At 53.6% G+C, this 18,572-nt stretch carries 15 protein-coding genes and 1 tRNA gene; 9 read left to right on the top strand and 7 right to left on the bottom strand.

What is annotated here, in order from left to right; genetic code table 11:
• Window positions 1–36 precede the first annotated feature (36 nt).
• Window positions 37–1,017: a thymidylate synthase gene (locus M1D91_RS02635; RefSeq protein WP_437432353.1), complete on the top strand. Its 981-nt coding sequence runs from the start codon at window positions 37–39 to the stop codon at window positions 1,015–1,017.
• Complete coding sequence (locus tag M1D91_RS02630; protein WP_437432352.1) at window positions 1,014–1,958, top strand: alpha-glutamyl/putrescinyl thymine pyrophosphorylase clade 3 protein; 945 nt, start codon at window positions 1,014–1,016, stop codon at window positions 1,956–1,958. The genes M1D91_RS02635 and M1D91_RS02630 overlap by 4 nt, the downstream gene beginning before the upstream one ends.
• A 2-nt stretch (window positions 1,959–1,960) precedes the next feature.
• Here the strand turns inward: M1D91_RS02630 and M1D91_RS02625 are convergent, their stop codons facing one another.
• Entirely contained in the window at window positions 1,961–3,043 is a 1,083-nt protein-coding gene (locus M1D91_RS02625; protein ID WP_437432351.1) for an ImmA/IrrE family metallo-endopeptidase, read from the bottom strand.
• 466 nt (window positions 3,044–3,509) lie between these two features.
• On the opposite strand from M1D91_RS02625, the gene M1D91_RS02620 reads away from it, so the two are divergent.
• Window positions 3,510–3,776 (top strand): MazG-like family protein, encoded by a 267-nt coding sequence (locus M1D91_RS02620; protein ID WP_063149787.1) that lies wholly within the window; start codon window positions 3,510–3,512, stop codon window positions 3,774–3,776.
• A 173-nt stretch (window positions 3,777–3,949) separates the two neighbouring features.
• On the opposite strand, the gene M1D91_RS02615 is transcribed toward M1D91_RS02620, so the two are convergent.
• Both M1D91_RS02615 and M1D91_RS02610 read right to left on the bottom strand, forming a co-directional pair.
• Complete coding sequence (locus M1D91_RS02615) at window positions 3,950–5,221, bottom strand: tyrosine-type recombinase/integrase (protein WP_437432350.1); 1,272 nt, start codon at window positions 5,219–5,221, stop codon at window positions 3,950–3,952.
• Between the two features lie 200 nt (window positions 5,222–5,421).
• A tRNA-Leu gene (locus M1D91_RS02610) sits at window positions 5,422–5,506 on the bottom strand.
• A gap of 245 nt (window positions 5,507–5,751) precedes the next feature.
• Between M1D91_RS02610 and M1D91_RS02605 the strand changes: the two genes are divergently transcribed.
• The 3 genes from M1D91_RS02605 to ahr are packed head-to-tail and all read left to right on the top strand — an operon-like array spanning window position 5,752 to window position 8,420.
• Entirely contained in the window at window positions 5,752–6,765 is a 1,014-nt protein-coding gene (locus M1D91_RS02605) for an HNH endonuclease family protein (RefSeq protein WP_437432349.1), read from the top strand.
• Window positions 6,765–7,343 (top strand): class I SAM-dependent methyltransferase, encoded by a 579-nt coding sequence (locus tag M1D91_RS02600; protein WP_437432348.1) that lies wholly within the window; start codon window positions 6,765–6,767, stop codon window positions 7,341–7,343. The genes M1D91_RS02605 and M1D91_RS02600 overlap by 1 nt, the downstream gene beginning before the upstream one ends.
• Window positions 7,344–7,400: 57 nt before the next feature.
• Window positions 7,401–8,420 (top strand): NADPH-dependent aldehyde reductase Ahr, encoded by a 1,020-nt coding sequence (gene ahr, locus M1D91_RS02595; RefSeq protein WP_437432347.1) that lies wholly within the window; start codon window positions 7,401–7,403, stop codon window positions 8,418–8,420.
• A gap of 372 nt (window positions 8,421–8,792) precedes the next feature.
• On the opposite strand, the gene M1D91_RS02590 is transcribed toward ahr, so the two are convergent.
• The 4 genes from M1D91_RS02590 to M1D91_RS02575 all read right to left on the bottom strand — a co-directional run bounded on the left by M1D91_RS02590 (window position 8,793) and on the right by M1D91_RS02575 (window position 13,439).
• The gene (locus M1D91_RS02590; RefSeq protein ID WP_437432346.1) at window positions 8,793–10,430 is read right to left on the bottom strand and encodes a dihydroxyacetone kinase subunit DhaK; all 1,638 of its coding nucleotides are present in this window, start codon (window positions 10,428–10,430) and stop codon (window positions 8,793–8,795) included.
• Window positions 10,431–11,141: 711 nt separating this feature from the next.
• Window positions 11,142–12,224 carry an LPS export ABC transporter permease LptG gene (gene lptG, locus M1D91_RS02585; RefSeq protein WP_437432345.1) on the bottom strand — a complete coding sequence of 361 codons (1,083 nt, stop codon included), beginning with the start codon at window positions 12,222–12,224 and terminating at the stop codon, window positions 11,142–11,144.
• Window positions 12,224–13,324 (bottom strand): LPS export ABC transporter permease LptF, encoded by a 1,101-nt coding sequence (gene lptF, locus M1D91_RS02580; RefSeq protein WP_437432344.1) that lies wholly within the window; start codon window positions 13,322–13,324, stop codon window positions 12,224–12,226. Before lptF ends, lptG begins: the two co-directional genes overlap by 1 nt.
• Window positions 13,325–13,388: 64 nt before the next feature.
• A complete protein-coding gene (locus M1D91_RS02575) occupies window positions 13,389–13,439 on the bottom strand; it encodes a hypothetical protein (protein ID WP_215195782.1) in 51 nt (16 codons plus the stop codon).
• Between the two features lie 153 nt (window positions 13,440–13,592).
• On the opposite strand from M1D91_RS02575, the gene pepA reads away from it, so the two are divergent.
• From pepA to M1D91_RS02560, 3 genes are all read left to right on the top strand, one after another.
• Window positions 13,593–15,104 carry a leucyl aminopeptidase gene (gene pepA, locus M1D91_RS02570; RefSeq protein WP_437432343.1) on the top strand — a complete coding sequence of 504 codons (1,512 nt, stop codon included), beginning with the start codon at window positions 13,593–13,595 and terminating at the stop codon, window positions 15,102–15,104.
• A 125-nt stretch (window positions 15,105–15,229) separates the two neighbouring features.
• A complete protein-coding gene (gene holC, locus M1D91_RS02565; RefSeq protein WP_437432342.1) occupies window positions 15,230–15,673 on the top strand; it encodes a DNA polymerase III subunit chi in 444 nt (147 codons plus the stop codon).
• Window positions 15,673–18,528, top strand: a complete 2,856-nt coding sequence (locus tag M1D91_RS02560; RefSeq protein ID WP_437432341.1) for a valine--tRNA ligase — start codon at window positions 15,673–15,675, stop codon at window positions 18,526–18,528. Before holC ends, M1D91_RS02560 begins: the two co-directional genes overlap by 1 nt.
• Window positions 18,529–18,572 lie beyond the last annotated feature (44 nt).

Below are 18,572 nucleotides of genomic sequence, written 5' to 3'. Positions count from 1 at the left end.
AATGGTTTGTTACAACCATACAGGAAAAGGCAGAAAATGACCCTTTTGGTAACGGCTGAGTGTGTCGACGATCTGATAAACGATGTTCATCAAGCTATCTTGGCTGATGGTCTCAGCAATGATCCTACAAAAGGATCAACTCTAGAGATTCTTGGTGCCTATCTTGTCCTTACCGACCCTCGGCGAAGAATAAGTAGAACGGAATCCCGAGGAAAACTAATTAGTTGCTTAGGTGAATTACTGTGGTACCTCTCAGCTCAGAACGATCTCGAGTTTATCAAACACTTCATACCACGTTACGCTGAATCCGCTGAGTCAGATGGGAAAATACATGGTGGTTATGGCCCGCGGTTGTTTAATATGCGTGGTTTATATAATCAGCTGAAAAATGTCATCAACCTTTTGCAGGAGAAAAAACCTACCAGACGTGCAGTAATACAGCTTTTCGATGCTTCAGACTTGGTGCCCTCAAAAACTGAACAGCAAGAATACGTAGATATTCCTTGTACAATATCTATGCAGTTTATTGTCAGACGTGGGGAGCTGCATCTATTTGTTTGTATGCGTTCTAACGATGCCTTTATGGGGCTGCCCCATGATGTATTTGCTTTCACGATGCTACAGGAATTAGTCGCCCGCTTGATAGGATGCGAATTGGGCCACTATCATCACTTCGTATCCAGTCTACATCTCTATAAAAATGATTTAGAAAAAGTGGAGGCACTTCAGAAAGAGGGGTTCATGAGCACTCTACCAGTCATGGGATCGATGCCTGAAATGCATTCCTTAGATGATATATTACCCCTGCTTGAGGCAGAAAAAGCTCTTCGAGAGAATAAGGAATTTGATATTGACACTACTTCCTTGAATGACTACTGGAAGGATTTACTGCGTATTTTAAAAATCCACTTTTTGTTACGTTCACGTACATCCAACCACAAAGAACTAGCCTTCCAAGAGTTGGCTGCAATGAAAAATCAGGAATATCGATTTATTTTTGATGGAAAATTACAATGAAAAGACACAATCAAATCAGTCAGTTGGTTGTTAGTTTGCAAAATTTTAGTCGCAATGAACACAACCTAAATGGCCTAAGTTCTCCCGCCTGCTTTGATGTTTTAGCCTGTCAGATTATCGACAGTATACGTCGTATACGCTATGTGGAAACTCTTGCATTACGGACTGATTATATGACTCCGTTACGAAAAGAGCCGAATTCTGATGTTTTTGATCCTCTCCGTGCTGCCTGCCTTCATCTTCGTGAAAACAATTATGACGAAGCCTGCTGGCTGGTTTTCCTTGCCACACATTTCGGCAAGAGTAACAAAACCGGCTGGATTTTGTGTCGAGATATATACAGTGGACTCGGTACACAAACGTGGACATGGGATACGATAACTGATGACTTTGCTGCTTTTGAACAATGGTTTGCCAGCGTCTCTGATGAGCTGACAGCAAACAGCAGCCTAAGGCAGTATGGTAACCACCGGAAATATGAAACGAAGAAATATCACTCTCGTCGTTCAATACCTGCGGTTTTTCGCTCTTATATCGGATTCATTGGTACCACACACAGTCATGAGGCTAGGTTTGCAGAGGCCAGGAGTTTTTCATCTTCACCCGAAGCTTTATTCGAACTTTTGTATTCAGGGCTGAATGCTGTGATCTCATTTGGAAGAACCGCAAAATTTGATTACCTAACTATGCTCAAGAAAACTGGACTTCTGGAGGCAGAACCAGGTCATGTCTTTCTGAATGGGGCAACAGGTCCCCTCCAAGGAAGCCGACTACTTTTCAGCAATAGCCGGACTGCTGGTGACACAATAGATGTATTGAATGAAAAACTGGCTGACCTTGCGGCAATTATTCCTGCACCCTACCTGAGAATGCAGATCATTGAAGATGCATTGTGCAACTGGCAGAAGTCACCTGACCGTTATGTCTATTTCGGCGGCTAATATCAGACGATATCTTCTTTACGGAATCTCACTTTAAACCGATTAAGGTGAGAAAAGGGTATATTACCTTCGTGCTGCAAATATCCCAGCACGATCCCTTTGGATACCCCCATTTTCCTAGCTAACCGGATGATCTCTTTCCAGTGCCGGACACCATAGCGACCAAGCTGCTGCCGGTATTCTTCTGGGATAAGAACATCAACGGCAAATTTATCAGCTTCCTTTTCCTCTTTCGTCGAAAGACCATCTTTACCTTCTACGCGAACTCGGACAGCTTCATGCAAGATAAGATGCCCAATCTCATGAAACAGCGTAAACCAAAAATGGTCATCGGTCAGATAACGGAAACTCATGACTAGGGTAGCACGGTCTGGTGTAAAAAAGCAGGTAGCACCACTTGCCCGACATCCCCTTGGCGTTGGCAACACAACAAGAGAAACTCCAGCAGTGGCGAGAAGGCCGCGAATGTAAGGGATAAAAATCCCCATGTCGGGTTCATTTGTGGCTTTGCGCAGTTCTGGCAATAATGCTAGCAGCACCTCTTTATCCCATACTGCACAGTCTTGGTTTGCGGTAAGTTGTGCAGCCCTAGTCAGCCACACCAAATCGGCTACAGGTTCGGTTGCCAGATTAAGAGATTTACGAAAAGCGACCAAAGGAGCATCTGTCTGAATTTTATAAAAAAAATCATTCACGGAATTAATTCCGAAAAATGACAGGCAGTGTCTGAATTTACTTTCCCGAGTTGTAGTTTTGGGGATCCAACCAAACTCCATCATATCACGTACGGGCAATGATTCGAGCCAATCACTATTCACTCTCTCGAGGTATTCAATTTGCTGGCGATAAGCGTCTTCGCGCTTGATCCAGAAGTCTGTCGATACGCTGAATAGCTCCTCAAGTTTGCAGGCCAGAGACTCATTGAGTCGGATTTTCCCTTCGAGAAGTTGCTGACCCCGGACAAGAGACAATCCAACTCTCTTGCTCAGTTCTTCACCAGAAAGCCCATGTTCATCCATTAGATCTATAATCGTATCACCGGGTGGAGATACCCAGTCAGGCTGGAAGTCCTGCGTTACCATCATTTCACGTCACCTATGAACACTAACCGTATCCGGCTGACTCGAGACCAGTCAATTGTATTGTCTTGATTTCTTGGCTGAATTGTATGCCCACAGACAAATCCCATTTCTACATCACCTAAAAGAGTAATTGTAATACACTCTTCCCCATCCTCAAAGCATACCTCCGGCGAACCCACTGGCAACAGTAATATGTTGTCCGTCACGGAAAGGTCGGAAAGTCGCGAGCGCAGTCTTGATGCCAGTTTGTCACCAAAGATCTCATTTGCCTCGTGCATACTCTCGCAAATAGCCCTTAACTTTTTGCTTTGAAAGGTAATGAACAAAATTATCCACTTTTATTTTTCTTGGTTGCTACGTTTATAGCAAACTCAACGCTCATTCACAAAATGAGATGTATCGAATTAATGGACTCTGCACATATTTAATGTTAATGATGGCCTTAAAATAGCAGATTCGTAAGGGAAACATGAAAGGTAAACATCAAGACACTAAAGCCCTATCTGACGTATTAGCAGAAATGCATCGGCAGGATGACAAATGGGGGGCAGACCGTAATCAAGACCCTTTTATCTGGGGAGCTATTCTCGGGGAAGAGGTGGGTGAGTTTCATCAAGCCGTCCTCCATGATCGTTTTGGTGGTAAAGCAGCCGGTACCAGTAGGGAGGAAGCGGTGCAAATTGCTGCCGTGGCACTGCAAATCATCGAATATTATGATCGCGTAAAAGAGAGATAAATAAGAATTAATCAACAAAGACTTTTGAACATGCAATGATTCGTTCTGGCAGTACATCTACCTTGATGGGCCTGTGGAGAGCCTCTAACTGCAATACCCCCTGTAAAATCACCAACCAGCCTCTCCAGTAAGGCTGGCCGACTAGGTTTAATTAAACAGGTATAATGAGCAACTCACTCTCCATTACCCCGGTTAATCTTCGCATAGTCAAACGGCGTAATCCCCTTCTCCCGGTTTGCATCCAAAAAATCGGCCCACCACTGCAACATCAGCTTGCGTTCATCCAGATGTTCCGCTTTATGGATATACGCCGCCCGCACCGAATTGCGTTCCATATGGCTCATCTGCCGCTCCACCGCATCCTTCGACCATAGCCCTGACTCAATTAACGAACTACAGGCCATTGTGCGGAAGCCGTGGCCGCAAACCTCGACCTTAGTATCATATCCCATCACCCTTAGCGCACTGTTTACGGTGTTTTCACTCATTGGCTTACGCGGATCATGATCGCCAATAAAAATCAGCTCATGCTTATCACCACAAAACTGTTTTATCTGCTTTAGGATCGCCAGCGCCTGCTTTGAAAGCGGCACCAAATGAGGTGTACGCATCTTTGATCCCCGCTGAGAATGTTTCACGCCCGGAATAGGCTCTCGCTCTGGCGGGATGGTCCACATTGACGTTTCAAAATCGATCTCTGACCAGCGAGCAAAACGCAGTTCACTGGAGCGAATAAAGATAAGCAAAGTCAGTTCCGTTGCCCAACGGGTTAGTGGCCTGCCGGTGTAGTCATCTATTTTCTCAAGTAACTCAGGGATGCGCTTTAACTCTAGTGCCGGACGATGCTGCCGATTACTGGAAGCTACCGCCCCCGCCATCTCCTGCGCCGGATTGTAATCAATTAACCCGCTTTGCACTGCATAACGCATGATGGCCGTGGTGCGCTGTTGAAGACGGGAGGCCACCTCAAGACGTCCAGACAGTTCCACCGCTTTAATGGGTGCCAGTAAGTCACGAGTACCCAATTCAGTAATGTTGCGAGTACCAATTGCCGGAAAGATATTGTCCTCTAGGCTCTTTTTTACGCGATTAGCATGATCTTCCGACCATTTTTGGTTGGTCACGAGCCACTCTCTGGCAACCTTCTCGAAAGTAATAATCTCTTTCGCCTGCTCTTCTTTCACAGCACGTCTATGCTCACGAGGATCGATACCAGCAGCTACCAGCTTTCTGGCTTCTTCCCTTTTCTTCCTGGCATCCGCCAGTGAAATTTCAGGATAGACACCGAACGCCATCAAATGCTGTTTACCGCCAAAACGGAAACGAAATCGCCAATACTTGGAACCGTTAGGTTTTACAAGTAAGAACATGCCGTCACCGTCAACAAGTGAATACTCTTTCTCCTCAGGTTTCGCAGAACGAACTTTAGTATCCGTTAGGGCCATAATGGTCCTCCTTCCATTGGTATTTCGTGAGTATACAAGCAATATCGAATCGGCAAATATACTCATTAGTATACTCACAAGCTTGTTGATGTGGGTTGAGTTAGGTTGACTTCAGTTGAGGAGAAAATCGTGGAAAGCCTTATGTGGCGCGGATTTCAGACATAAAAAAAGACCTCAGTTGAGGTCCATTTACATGCCTTTGGTGCCGAAGGCCGGACTCGAACCGGCACGTATTTCTACGGTTGATTTTGAATCAACTGCGTCTACCGATTTCGCCACTTCGGCACTGAAGGGGATGCTGATAGCGGGTTGCATTATACCTGTTGCTGACCCCTGCGCAAGCATTCCCCGGCCTTGTCGCGTCTGAGTGCCGAAAAAATCGACATATTCCCCATTCACTTAGCCTTTCTCTGGAAGGCAGCTCGCAAAACGCTGCAACGTGACGGTAGCGGTTTACATTTTTCCCGTCTTGTTATCTGATCCTGTTACAAGTTGTTGGTATTCACCGCATCTATAACTCAGGACAAGACATGCGTTTCTATCAGGTCGAGCCCACGCTGGAGAACTACTGGCGCGGCATCATCCTCTTTGGCAAAAATGTCGCTTCCTACAAGTTCGCGCTGGCGCATGCGATGTACGACGTAAAGCGCGACGGCAGTGACCTCATCCTGCTGGAAGACCTCGCCGTGCCGTTCAGCCAGCATCTGTGCCGTCACCTGGCGCAGGCCCCCAAACAAATCACCTCTGCCAGAAGTCAGTATCTTGATGCCTGTCGCCAGTTTAACGCCGGGGAGATCGACCAGAACGCCCTCACCGCAACCACCGTGCGCTTCGGCTTTAACAACGTGATTGATGCCTTCCACAATGTGAATCAGGGCGAGATTGAAAAGCGCTTTTTCATCGATGAGCGCAAAAGCCATAAAGGCATCCGCCTGACGACAAACTTCCATCAGCTCACCGAGCGTCAGCAGTTCCAGAACCTGAAGTGTGAGACCGACGCGCGCTGGAATCTGGTTGAACAGGGCTGGGCGATGGGCGTGTCGCGCAACCTCATCGCCGTGGAGCATGACGCGCAGGACAACATGCTGTTCAGCATCCAGAATAACCGCCGCATCACCATCACCAGCTGTCGCGACAGCCTCAACGGATACCAGAAAGGACGCTGCTTTTACTGCTTCGCGCCCATCAGCGTGGAGCCGGGCGACGCAAACCTGGCCGATGTCGACCACTTTATTCCGTGGATGCTCAAAGACCAGGTGGGCAATGTGAACGGCGTCTGGAACCTGGTGCTGGCCTGTAAATGTTGTAACCGGGGTAAGCAGGGAAAATTTGCCCGCGTCCCGTCGGCCAAACTGCTTCAGCGCCTGCACGATCGCAACGAATACTTCATTACCAGTCACCTCCCGCTGCGCGAAACTCTCATCCGTCAGACCGGCGCAAACAGCGCAAAACGGCATGATTTTCTGTCAAATGTCTGGAACACTGCGCGGGTAACCTTATTCCACGAATGGGAGCCAAAGGCCGCCGGGCCGGATACCTTCTGATGACCATCAACTACTATCAACACCATGCGCAGGCGTTCTTCTCCGACACCATCGGCGTCGATATGTCCTCGCTCTACGCCCCCTTTGTCGCGCACCTCGCGCCCGGTGCCCGCGTGCTGGATGCCGGGTGCGGTTCCGGCCGCGATGCCCGTGCCTTTGTGGAGATGGGCTATGCGGTCGAGGCCTTCGATGCCTCGTCGGAAATGGTGCGCCTGGCAACCGAGCACAGCGGTCTGCCCGTCAAACAGATGACCTTTAACGAGGTGCAGGGCAGTCATCATTACGATGGCATCTGGTGCTGCGCGTCGTTGTTGCACGTGCCCGCGCAGGAGTTGCCGCAGGCGATGAGCAGCCTGGCGCAGGCGCTGAAGCCGGGTGGCATCTGGTACGTCTCATTCAAATACGGCGACAGCGAGCGCGAAAAAGGTGGTCGTCATTTCAGTGATTTAACCGAAGCGGGGCTGAATGCGCTGGTCGCGCAGCTTGCGGGCATCCGGGTGCAGTCGATGTGGACGACGCAGGACAAACGCCCCGATCGTGATGAAACCTGGCTTAACGCCTTGTTACGCAAAGATTAGCTCAGACTATTTCTCTATCCTCTACACTCAATTCTCAACCATCATGAGGGAAAGGCGATGTCGATTATCAAAAGCTATGCCGCTAAAGAAGCCGGGGCTGACCTGGAGCTGTTTGAGTATGACGCGGGAGAGTTAGGTCAGGAAGACGTGGAAGTGCAGGTGGACTACTGCGGGATCTGCCACTCTGACTTGTCGATGATCGACAATGAATGGGGCTTCTCACAATATCCGCTGGTCGCCGGGCATGAAGTGATTGGCCGCGTGGTGGCGCTGGGTAGCACGGCGCAGAGCAAAGGGCTGAAGGTTGGTCAGCGCGTGGGCATCGGCTGGACGGCGAAAAGCTGCGGCCACTGCGACGCCTGTATCGACGGCGACCAGATCAACTGTCACGAAGGTGCTGTGCCGACCATCCTGAATCGCGGTGGCTTTGCCGACAAAATTCGTGCGGGCTGGCAATGGGTCATCCCCCTGCCGGACAGCATTGACATTGAAACCGCGGGTCCGCTGCTGTGCGGTGGCATCACCGTGTTCAAACCGCTGCTGATGCACCATATCACCGCCACCAGCCGCGTCGGGGTGATTGGTATTGGCGGACTGGGGCATATCGCCATCAAGCTGCTGCACGCAATGGGCTGTGAGGTGACGGCGTTCAGTTCGAACCCGGCGAAGGAAGCGGAAGTGCGTCTGATGGGTGCGGATTATGTGGTAAACAGCCGCGACCCGGAGGCACTGAAAGCGCTGGCGGGCCAGTTCGACCTCATCATCAACACCGTAAACGTCGATCTGCAGTGGCAGCCGTACTTTGAAGCCCTGGCCCACGGCGGTGCGTTCCACACGGTGGGCGCGGTGCTGAAGCCGCTGGAAGTGCCTGCGTTTACCCTGATTGCGGGTGACAGAACCATCTCCGGTTCCGCGACCGGTACGCCGTTCGAGCTGCGTAAGCTGATGAAGTTTGCGGGTCGTGCGAAGGTCGCGCCGACGACGGAGATGTTCCCGATGTCGCAGATCAACGAAGCGTTGCAGCATGTGCGTGACGGCAAGGCGCGTTACCGCGTGGTGCTGAAAGCGGATTTCTGATGATGTCTCGCTGAGGGAAAGGCGGGAGCAGGTGTGGGGGTGAGGTGCAGGCGTTTCCACCCTCCCCCCTGCCCTCTCCCTGAGGGAGAGGGAGAAAAGCGCACTTCCAGTTCACTCCGAGCTTTCTCTCAAAGAGGGAGAAAAGCGCAGTCCCAGTTCACTCCAAGCTTTCTCTCAGAGAGGGAGCAAAACGCAGTTCCATTTCACTCCGAGCTCTTCCTCAGAGAGGGAGAAAAGCGCAGTTCCATTTCACTCCGAGCTCTTCCTCAGAGAGGGAGAAAAGCGCAGTTCCGGTTCACTCCGCGCGTTCTCTCCGGGAGAGGGAGAAACCATCCCCTCGCCCCTTTGGGGAGAGGGTCAGGGTGAGGGGTGTTACCCCTTATTCAACGCCGCAAACACTTCTGCAATCGCCACGGCACCGGGGTCCTGCACCCCTTCAAGATTCTGGCTGTTCACATACGACGAGCGGCCTGCGCCGGCTTTCTGCATGGTCGCCGTTTTCTCAGCACCCGTCTTCGCGGCGGCAGCGGCGGCATTCAGCCCGCGGTCACGCAGGGCCTCCAGCGCCGGTTGCAGTGCATCAATCAGTGTGCGATCGCCAAGGTCTGCCCCACCGTAGTGTTTCATCTGCGTTAAGCCACGTAGCAGCGCCTCGGGCAGCGTTTTGCCGTCGTGCACCGCCTGACCCGCAGCGGTGAAGAAAATCGACATCAGCACGCCGCTTGAGCCGCCCATCACCGTCGCGAGTCGTTCGCCCACCAGTTGCAGCAGTTGCGCGGTGTTGTTAAGCGGCAGCTTGCCCTGCTCAAGCAGGCTGGCAATTTCCCGCGCCCCGTCGGCAAAGGTCGAGCCGGTATCGCCATCGCCGACTTTGGCATCCAGCGCGTTCAGGCGGTTTTCCAGCCCGATTAGCGTCTGTGCGGCGGCAGAAACCAGCGCTTTTACCTGCGCATTTTCAGAAGGTTCAGTCTCAAGCTGGTTGTAGACCGGGCTATGACGCTGGGTTTTCATCGGCGCGAAGGGTACCGGTTTTTGCCAGCCCACGGTCTGCACATCGGCGCAAAGCGCCTTCTCGAAGGTCTCATTGAGCCGGAGCACGGAAAGGGAGAAGCCTTTCATATCGAGCGAACTGACCAGGGTTGCAGGACCAATCAGATATGCAATCTGGTCTTTCAGCGACGAGTGCGCCAGCTCTTTAGTAAGCAGGGCCATCTCCAGCGCCGAGACACCGCCCAGATTGTTAATCAGCACCGCAACGCGGTCGTTACCCGCCAGCGCTTTCAACGGCGTCACCAGCGCCTCAATCAGCTGCTTGCTGTTGTGGCTGTCGACAGTACTGGCGCCGGGTTCACCATGAATGCCCAGCCCCAGTTCCACCTGCCCGCGTGGAATGCGGTCATCCTCTTCGCTGCCCGGCAGGTTACAGCTCTCCATCGCCAGTCCGAGGCTCCGGACGCTCTCGCTCGCCTGCTGAGCGATGTCACGCACTTCGCTTAAGGATTTCCCTTGCTCAGCCGCATAGCCTGCAATTTTGTGCACCAGCGCTGTCCCGGCGATCCCGCGCGGCTGCTTATTATCCGGCAGGGCAATATCGTCGGCGACAATCACCATTTCCACTTTCAGGCCGTAACGTTTGGCTTTCTCGGCGGCAAGGCCGAAGTTCAGCCGGTCGCCGGTATAGTTTTTGACGATGAGCAGGCAACCGCGATCGCCGGTCACCGCCACAATGGCGTTAAGCACCGCATCGACGCTTGGGGAGGCAAAGACGTCGCCGCATACGGCGGCAGTAAGCATTCCCTTACCGACGAAGCCCGCATGGGCCGGTTCGTGGCCGGAGCCGCCACCAGAAATGACCGCGACGCGGGATTTATCCCAGTCGGCACGGGCAACAATGCGAATAGCGGGATCGATGTCGAGGCGAACCAGGTTGCCGTGAGGGGCGGAAATCACCATTCCTTCAATGGCGTCATTGACCAGTTGTTTACGGTCATTAAAAAAGAATCTGGACATAGCTTCCTGAATTTTTTGAGAACCATAAGCCAAGCATAGTCGGCGCTGCGTATTACGTTTTCAAGAACCGCGTAAACGATGGAGAAAGTTATGGGCATTATGTGCGGTCTGGTGCCCTCACCCACGGGGGCTGAGAGATCCCCGCCAAATAATACGAGCAAGGAAAGTTCCCTCGCCCCTTTGGGGAGAGGGCCAGGGTGAGGGGAAACATGCGGCGCTTGTGGTCATTCCGTTCACCTTATGTTCCTTGCTTTTCTTTCACGCCAGAACCCGTGAACGTGCCAGGGTGGTTCACCGCCACCACCCTGGCGACCCGGGCTCCCGGCCAGGAAAATCGGCGCTTCGCGGTCCATGATGCTTATGTCGTCTGACTATCGGGTCGGGGACCAGCCTGGATCCTTGTAGGCTATCCCCTCCGCCCGCTTCCCTGCGGGCGGCCCCGGTCAGCCGTCAACACCTCATCGATTTTCAGCCGGACCCTGTCATCGCGGTGACTGTTTTATTCTCATGGGAGTGTAATATCGCTGCAAAACGTCATATTACTGGGGATGCTTCAGCCCACGGGACGAGGGAGAAAACACAAAAAACGGCAACGCAGGTTGCCGTTTTGCTTTTACCTTGTGCGGTCTGCTGCCCTCACTCCGACCCTCTCCCACGGGTAGAGGGAGAAAAGTCGGGGCCCTCATCTACAGGCGGAGGGAAAGAGCAGAACTAACTCTTACGCATCAACAGCCAGAGGCTGATAAGGAAGAACGAGGCGCTCGGGAGCAGGGCACCGATTATCGGTGGAATGCCATAGACGAGAGTCAATGGGCCGAAAATCTGATCAAGCACGTAGAAAACAAAGCCGAAACTGATACCCGTCACCACACGCACGCCCATTGGCACGCTACGCAGCGGCCCGAAGATAAAGGACAGCGCCATCAGCATCATCACCGCTACCGACATGGGCTGGAAAATTTTGCTCCACATGTTGAGCTGATAACGCCCGGAATCCTGGCCGCTCGACTTCAGGTACTTCACGTAGTTGTGCAGGCCACTAATGGAGAGCGCATCGGGGTCCAGCGCCACCACACCCAGTTTGTCGGGCGTGAGGTTGGTCTTCCAGGTGCCGGTCAGCGTCTGCGCGCCCGTCACCTGTTTCGGGTCAGTGAGGTTCGATTCATCCACCTGCGAGAGGCGCCAGACCTTATGGTCTTTGTCAAATTTGGCAGTCGCCGCGTAGCGTACCGACTGCAAACGACGCTGATCGTTAAAGGCGTAAATACTCACCCCGCCCAGTTCGTCATCGCCCTTCACCCGTTCAATGTAGACAAAACTGTTGCCATCTTTGGCCCACAGACCGGTTTGCGTGGAGAGCAGCGAGCCGCCGTACATTGACTGCGCACGCTGGTTGCGCGCCATTTGCTCGCCCTGGGGGGCCACCCATTCGCCAATCGCCATTGTCAGCAGCACCAGCGGGATGGCGGTTTTCATAACGGAGAGCGCCACCTGCATACGGGTGTAACCGGATGCCTGCATCACCACCAGTTCACTACGTTGCGCCAGCATACCGAGGCCTAACAGGGCACCGAGCAGTGCAGCCATCGGGAAGAAAATCTGAATGTCTTTCGGCACGCTAAGGATGGTATAGAGCCCCGCCCCCAGCGCGTCGTAGCTCCCCTGCCCGGCTTTTTTCAGCTGATCGACAAACTTGATGATGCCGGAGAGCGACACCAGCATGAACAGCGTCATCATGATGGTGGTGAAAATAGTTTTACCGATGTAGCGGTCAAGTACGCCAAACGCCTGCATTATACCGCTCCTCTGCCCATCACGCGGGCGCGAATCCGGCGCATCGGCACCGTATCCCATAGATTCAGGCCGATTGCCAGCGCGAGGTACGCGAGGTTCACCGCCCACATCCAAATCAACGGATCAATTTTTCCCTTCGCGGCATTGGATCTCAGGGAGGTCTGCAGCAGGAAGAACACCAGATAAAGCAGCATCGCTGGCAGCATCGACAGCACACGGCCCTGGCGCGGGTTGACCACGCTCAGCGGCACAACCATCAGCGCCATCATAAAGACGGTGAAGATGAGCGTCAGACGCCAGTGGAACTCTGCCTGCGCACGCGGATTATCGGTACGCCACAGGGTGCCGAGCTTCATCTGCTCGGTGTCGTCCGGGTCCAGGGCTACGGCCTGATGACCGATAATTGCCTGATAGTCTTTGAAATCGGTGATGCGAAAATCACGTAGCAGCGCGGTGCCTTCAAAGCGCGTGCCCTGATTTAAGGTCACCACCTGAGAGCCGTCTTTCATCTGCGCAAGATGACCGGAGTCTGCGACCACCACTGACGGGCGCGCATTGCCTTTCGGGCGTAGTTGAGCAAGGAAGACCTCGTGAAACTGGCTACCATCAACGCTCTCAATAAACATTACGGAGTTGCCATCAGAGGCCTGCTGGAACTGCCCCTGCGCCAGTGCCGCCATGCCGGGGTTGGCTTTGGCATCGGCCAGTACCACTTCCTGATGGCGCGATGACCACGGGCTTAACCACATCACGTTGATGGCTGCCACTGCACCGGTCAGTAGCGCGAGGATCATTGCCGCCTTTACCAGCACCGCCCGGCTAAGGCCGCAGGCGTGCATAACGGTAATTTCACTTTCAGTATACAATTTGCCCAGCGTCATCAGCAGACCGAGGAACAGACTGAGAGGCAGGATAAGTTGCGCCATTTCAGGCACGCCGAGACCCAGTAGCGAGAGCACCAGGTTCGTTGGAATTTCGCCGTCGACCGCTGCGCCAAGGATCCTGACCAGTTTCTGACAAAAGAAGATCAGAAGCAGGATGAATAGGATCGCAAGCTGGCTTTTAAGCGTCTCCCGCGCAAGATATCTTATGATTATCACTTTACATTACGCCCGTAAAAACCAGTCTTTTTACTGGAAAATCGCTTGTTTCGTGGCTTAAACGTCATTTATTCTCTTGAGTCGTCGAAATCATCGCTAAGATTATTATACTCAGCGGTTAAACGTATCCGACCCCGATCTGACGTGCCGAAACCCAAGTAACGTTAAGATTAACACGAAGTCACCGCAACAGCGGAACCGAGTTACGAAAGCTTGCAATTCTATCCGTAGCCGCCGCTGTTGTCTTTAAGATTCAGGAGCGTAGTGCATGGAGTTCAGTGTAAAAAGCGGTAGCCCCGAGAAACAGCGGAGTGCCTGCATCGTTGTGGGTGTTTTTGAGCCGCGCCGTCTCTCGCCGATTGCCGAGCAACTCGACAAAATCAGCGACGGTTACATCAGCGCCCTGCTGCGCCGTGGCGAACTGGAAGGCAAACCAGGACAAACCCTGCTGCTGCACCACGTTCCAAATGTGCTCTCCGAACGCATTTTGTTAATTGGTTGCGGTAAAGAACGTGAGCTGGATGAACGCCAGTATAAGCAGGTCATCCAGAAAACTATCAATACCCTGAATGACACCGGTTCTATGGAGGCCGTCTGCTTCCTGACCGAGCTGCACGTGAAAGGCCGTAACACCTACTGGAAGGTGCGCCAGGCGGTGGAAACCGCAAAAGAGTCGCTCTACAGTTTTGACCAGTTGAAGACCAATAAGAGCGAGCCACGTCGTCCGCTGCGTAAAATGGTCTTTAATGTGCCGACTCGCCGTGAACTGACCAGCGGTGAACGTGCCATTCAGCACGGTCTGGCCATTGCCGCCGGCATCAAAGCGGCAAAAGATCTCGGCAATATGCCGCCCAATATCTGCAACGCGGCCTACCTGGCCTCTCAGGCGCGCCAGCTGGCTGACTCCTACAGTAAAAACGTCATTACCCGGGTGATTGGCGAGCAGCAGATGCGCGAGCTGGGCATGCACTCTTACCTGGCGGTCGGTAACGGTTCGCAGAACGAATCCCTGATGTCTGTCATTGAATACAAAGGCAACCCGTCAGAAGAGGCGCGCCCGATTGTGCTGGTGGGCAAAGGGCTGACCTTTGACTCCGGCGGTATCTCCATCAAGCCTGCCGAAGGCATGGACGAGATGAAGTATGACATGTGCGGTGCGGCGGCGGTGTACGGCGTAATGCGCATGGTCGCAGAGCTGCAACTGCCGATTAACGTTGTGGGCGTACTGGCTGGCTGTGAAAACATGCCGGGTGGACGCGCCTATCGTCCGGGTGACGTGCTGACTACCATGTCCGGCCAGACCGTTGAAGTGCTCAACACTGATGCTGAAGGCCGTCTGGTACTGTGCGATGTGCTGACCTACGTTGAGCGTTTTGAGCCGGAAGCGGTTATCGATGTGGCGACCCTGACTGGTGCTTGCGTGATTGCGCTGGGCCATCACATCACCGGGCTGATGTCGAACCACAACCCGCTGGCGCATGAGCTGATTGGTGCTTCAGAACAGGCGGGCGACCGCGCATGGCGTCTGCCGCTGGGTGATGAGTACTACGAACAGCTGGACTCTAATTTTGCCGACATGGCAAACATTGGCGGACGTCCCGGCGGTGCCATCACGGCGGGCTGCTTCCTGTCTCGCTTTACCCGTAAGTACAACTGGGCCCATCTGGACATCGCCGGTACCGCATGGCGCTCCGGTAAAGCCAAAGGCGCGACAGGTCGTCCTGTTGCCATGCTGTCGCAGTTCCTGCTGAACCGTGCGGGTTTTAACGGCGAAGAGTAAGCAAAATCCCCCTCACCCTAACCCTCCTCCCAAAGGGGCGAGGGTTAGGTTTTCTCCCTCTCCCTTGAGGGAGAGGGTCGGGGTGAGGGTGTACGATTTAAATCCACCACAAGAAGCCCCATATCATGAAGAACGCCACGTTTTATCTTCTGGACAACGACACGCAGCAGGATGGCCTGAGCGCCGTCGAGCAACTGGTGTGTGAGATTGCCGCAGAACGTTGGCGCACTGGCAAACGCGTACTGATTGCCTGCGAAGATGAGCAACAGGCTATTCGCCTCGACGAAGCGCTGTGGGCAAGGCCAACGGAAAGCTTTGTGCCGCATAACCTGGCGGGTGAAGGCCCACGTGGCGGCGCGCCGGTCGAAATCGCCTGGCCGCAAAAGCGCAACAGCAGCGCCCGCGATGTGCTTATCAGCCTGCGCACGAACTTTGCAGATTTTGCCACCGCTTTCACAGAAGTGATAGACTTTGTCCCTTACGAAGACACTCTGAAACAACTGGCTCGCGAGCGCTATAAAGCCTATCGCATGGCTGGTTTCAACCTGAACACGGCAACCTGGAAATAATGGAAAAGACATACAACCCACAAGATATCGAACAGCCGCTTTACGAGCACTGGGAAAAGCAGGGCTACTTCAAACCCAATGGCGATGAAAGCCAGGAAAGCTTCTGCATCATGATCCCGCCGCCGAACGTCACCGGCAGTTTGCATATGGGTCATGCCTTCCAGCAAACCATCATGGATACCATGATCCGCTACCAGCGTATGCAGGGTAAAAATACTCTGTGGCAGGCCGGTACCGACCACGCAGGTATCGCCACCCAGATGGTGGTTGAGCGTAAAATTGCCGCTGAAGAAGGGAAAACCCGCCACGATTACGGCCGCGACGCCTTCATCGATAAAATCTGGCAGTGGAAGGCAGAATCCGGCGGCACCATTACCCGCCAGATGCGCCGTCTGGGTAACTCCGTGGACTGGGAGCGCGAGCGCTTCACCATGGACGAAGGCCTGTCTAATGCCGTGAAAGAAGTCTTCGTCCGCCTGTATAAAGAAGACCTGATTTACCGTGGCAAGCGCCTGGTGAACTGGGACCCGAAACTGCGTACGGCGATTTCCGACCTCGAAGTGGAAAACCGTGAGTCCAAAGGGTCCATGTGGCATATCCGCTACCCGCTGGCCGACGGCGCAAAAACCGCAGACGGTAAAGATTATCTGGTGGTTGCGACCACCCGTCCGGAAACCCTGCTCGGTGATACCGGCGTGGCAGTTAACCCGGAAGATCCGCGCTACAAAGACCTGATTGGCAAATTCGTGGTGCTGCCGCTGGTGAACCGCCGCATTCCTGTTGTGGGCGACGAACACGCCGACATGGAAAAGGGCACCGGCTGCGTGAAAATCACCCCGGCACACGACTTTAACGACTACGAAGTGGGTCGTCGTCATCAGTTGCCGATGATCAACATCCTGACCTTTGACGGCGACATCCGTGAAAGCGCCGAAGTCTATGACACCAAAGGCGAAGAGTCTGACGTCTATTCCAGCGCCATCCCGGCTGAGTTCCAGAAACTGGAACGTTTTGCCGCGCGCAAAGCGGTGGTTGCCGCTGTCGATGCGCTGGGCCTGCTGGAAGAGATTAAACCCCACGACCTGACCGTGCCTTACGGCGACCGCGGCGGCGTGGTTATCGAACCGATGCTGACCGATCAGTGGTACGTTCGCGCTGACGTGCTGGCGAAACCGGCGGTGGAAGCGGTTGAAAACGGCAGCATTCAGTTCGTGCCGAAACAGTATGAAAACATGTACTTCTCCTGGATGCGTGATATTCAGGACTGGTGTATCTCCCGTCAGCTGTGGTGGGGTCACCGTATCCCGGCGTGGTACGACGAAGCAGGCAACGTCTACGTGGGCCGCACCGAAGCTGAAGTGCGCCAGGAAAATAACCTGAGCGCTGACGTTGCCCTGCGCCAGGACGAAGACGTGCTCGACACCTGGTTCTCCTCCGCCCTGTGGACCTTCTCCACCCTCGGCTGGCCGGAGAATACCGACGCCCTGCGTCAGTTCCACCCGAGCAGCGTGATGGTCTCTGGCTTCGACATCATCTTCTTCTGGATTGCCCGCATGATCATGATGACCATGCACTTCATCAAAGATGAAGATGGCAAGCCGCAGGTGCCGTTCCATACCGTCTACATGACCGGTCTGATTCGTGATGACGAAGGCCAGAAGATGTCCAAATCCAAGGGCAATGTTATCGATCCTCTGGATATGGTCGACGGTATCTCTCTGGCAGATCTGCTGGAAAAACGCACCGGCAATATGATGCAGCCGCAACTGGCTGAGAAAATAGCCAAACGCACCGAGAAACAGTTCCCGAACGGCATTGAGCCACACGGCACCGATGCCCTGCGTTTCACCCTGGCCGCGCTCGCCTCCACCGGTCGTGACATCAACTGGGACATGAAGCGCCTGGAAGGTTACCGTAACTTCTGTAACAAACTCTGGAACGCCAGCCGCTTCGTACTGATGAACACCGAAGAGCAGGACTGCGGCTTTAACGGCGGCGATATGGTGCTTTCTCTTGCCGATCGCTGGATCCTTGCGGAATTTAACCAGACCGTGAAAGCCTACCGTGAAGCGCTGGATAACTTCCGTTTCGATATTGCGGCGGGCATTCTGTATGAATTCACCTGGAACCAGTTCTGCGACTGGTATCTGGAGCTGACCAAGCCGGTGATGAACGGCGGCTCTGAAGCGGAACTGCGTGGTACCCGCAACACGCTGGTCAACGTGCTGGAAGCGCTGCTGCGTCTGGCGCACCCGATCATTCCGTTTATCACCGAAACCATCTGGCAGCGTGTAAAAGTGTTGAAAGGCATTACCGCTGACACCATCATGCTGCAACCTATGCCGCAGTACGATGCGTCTCAGGTTGATGAAGCCGCTGCCGCTGACACCGAATGGCTGAAGCAGGCGATTATCGCCGTGCGTAACATCCGCGCCGAGATGAACATCTCTCCGGGTAAACCGCTTGAGCTGCTGCTGCGCGGTTGCAGCAAAGATGCGGAGCGTCGTGTGAATGACAACCGCAGCTTCCTGCTGAACCTGGCACGCCTGGAGAGCATCACCGTACTGCCAGCTAACGAGAAAGGTCCGGTTTCCGTGACCAAGATTGTTGACGGCGCAGAGCTGCTGATCCCGATGGCGGGTCTTATCAATAAAGACGATGAGCTTGCACGTCTGGCGAAAGAAGTGGCGAAGATCGAAGGTGAGATTGGCCGCATCGAAAGCAAACTGTCCAATGAAGGCTTTGTGGCCCGCGCACCGGAAGCGGTGATTGCCAAAGAGCGTGAGAAGCTGGATGGCTATGCCGAAGCCAAAGCCAAGCTGATTGAGCAGCAGGCCGTTATCGCCGCACTGTAATCGGGTTGCAAAATAAAAAGCCAGGCTTTTACGCCTGGCTTTTT

It is taken from the genome of Enterobacter sp. SA197, from assembly GCF_054131575.1.
Note: the sequence above shows the minus strand (reverse complement) of the source record. Positions and strands in the feature narration are given on the sequence as shown.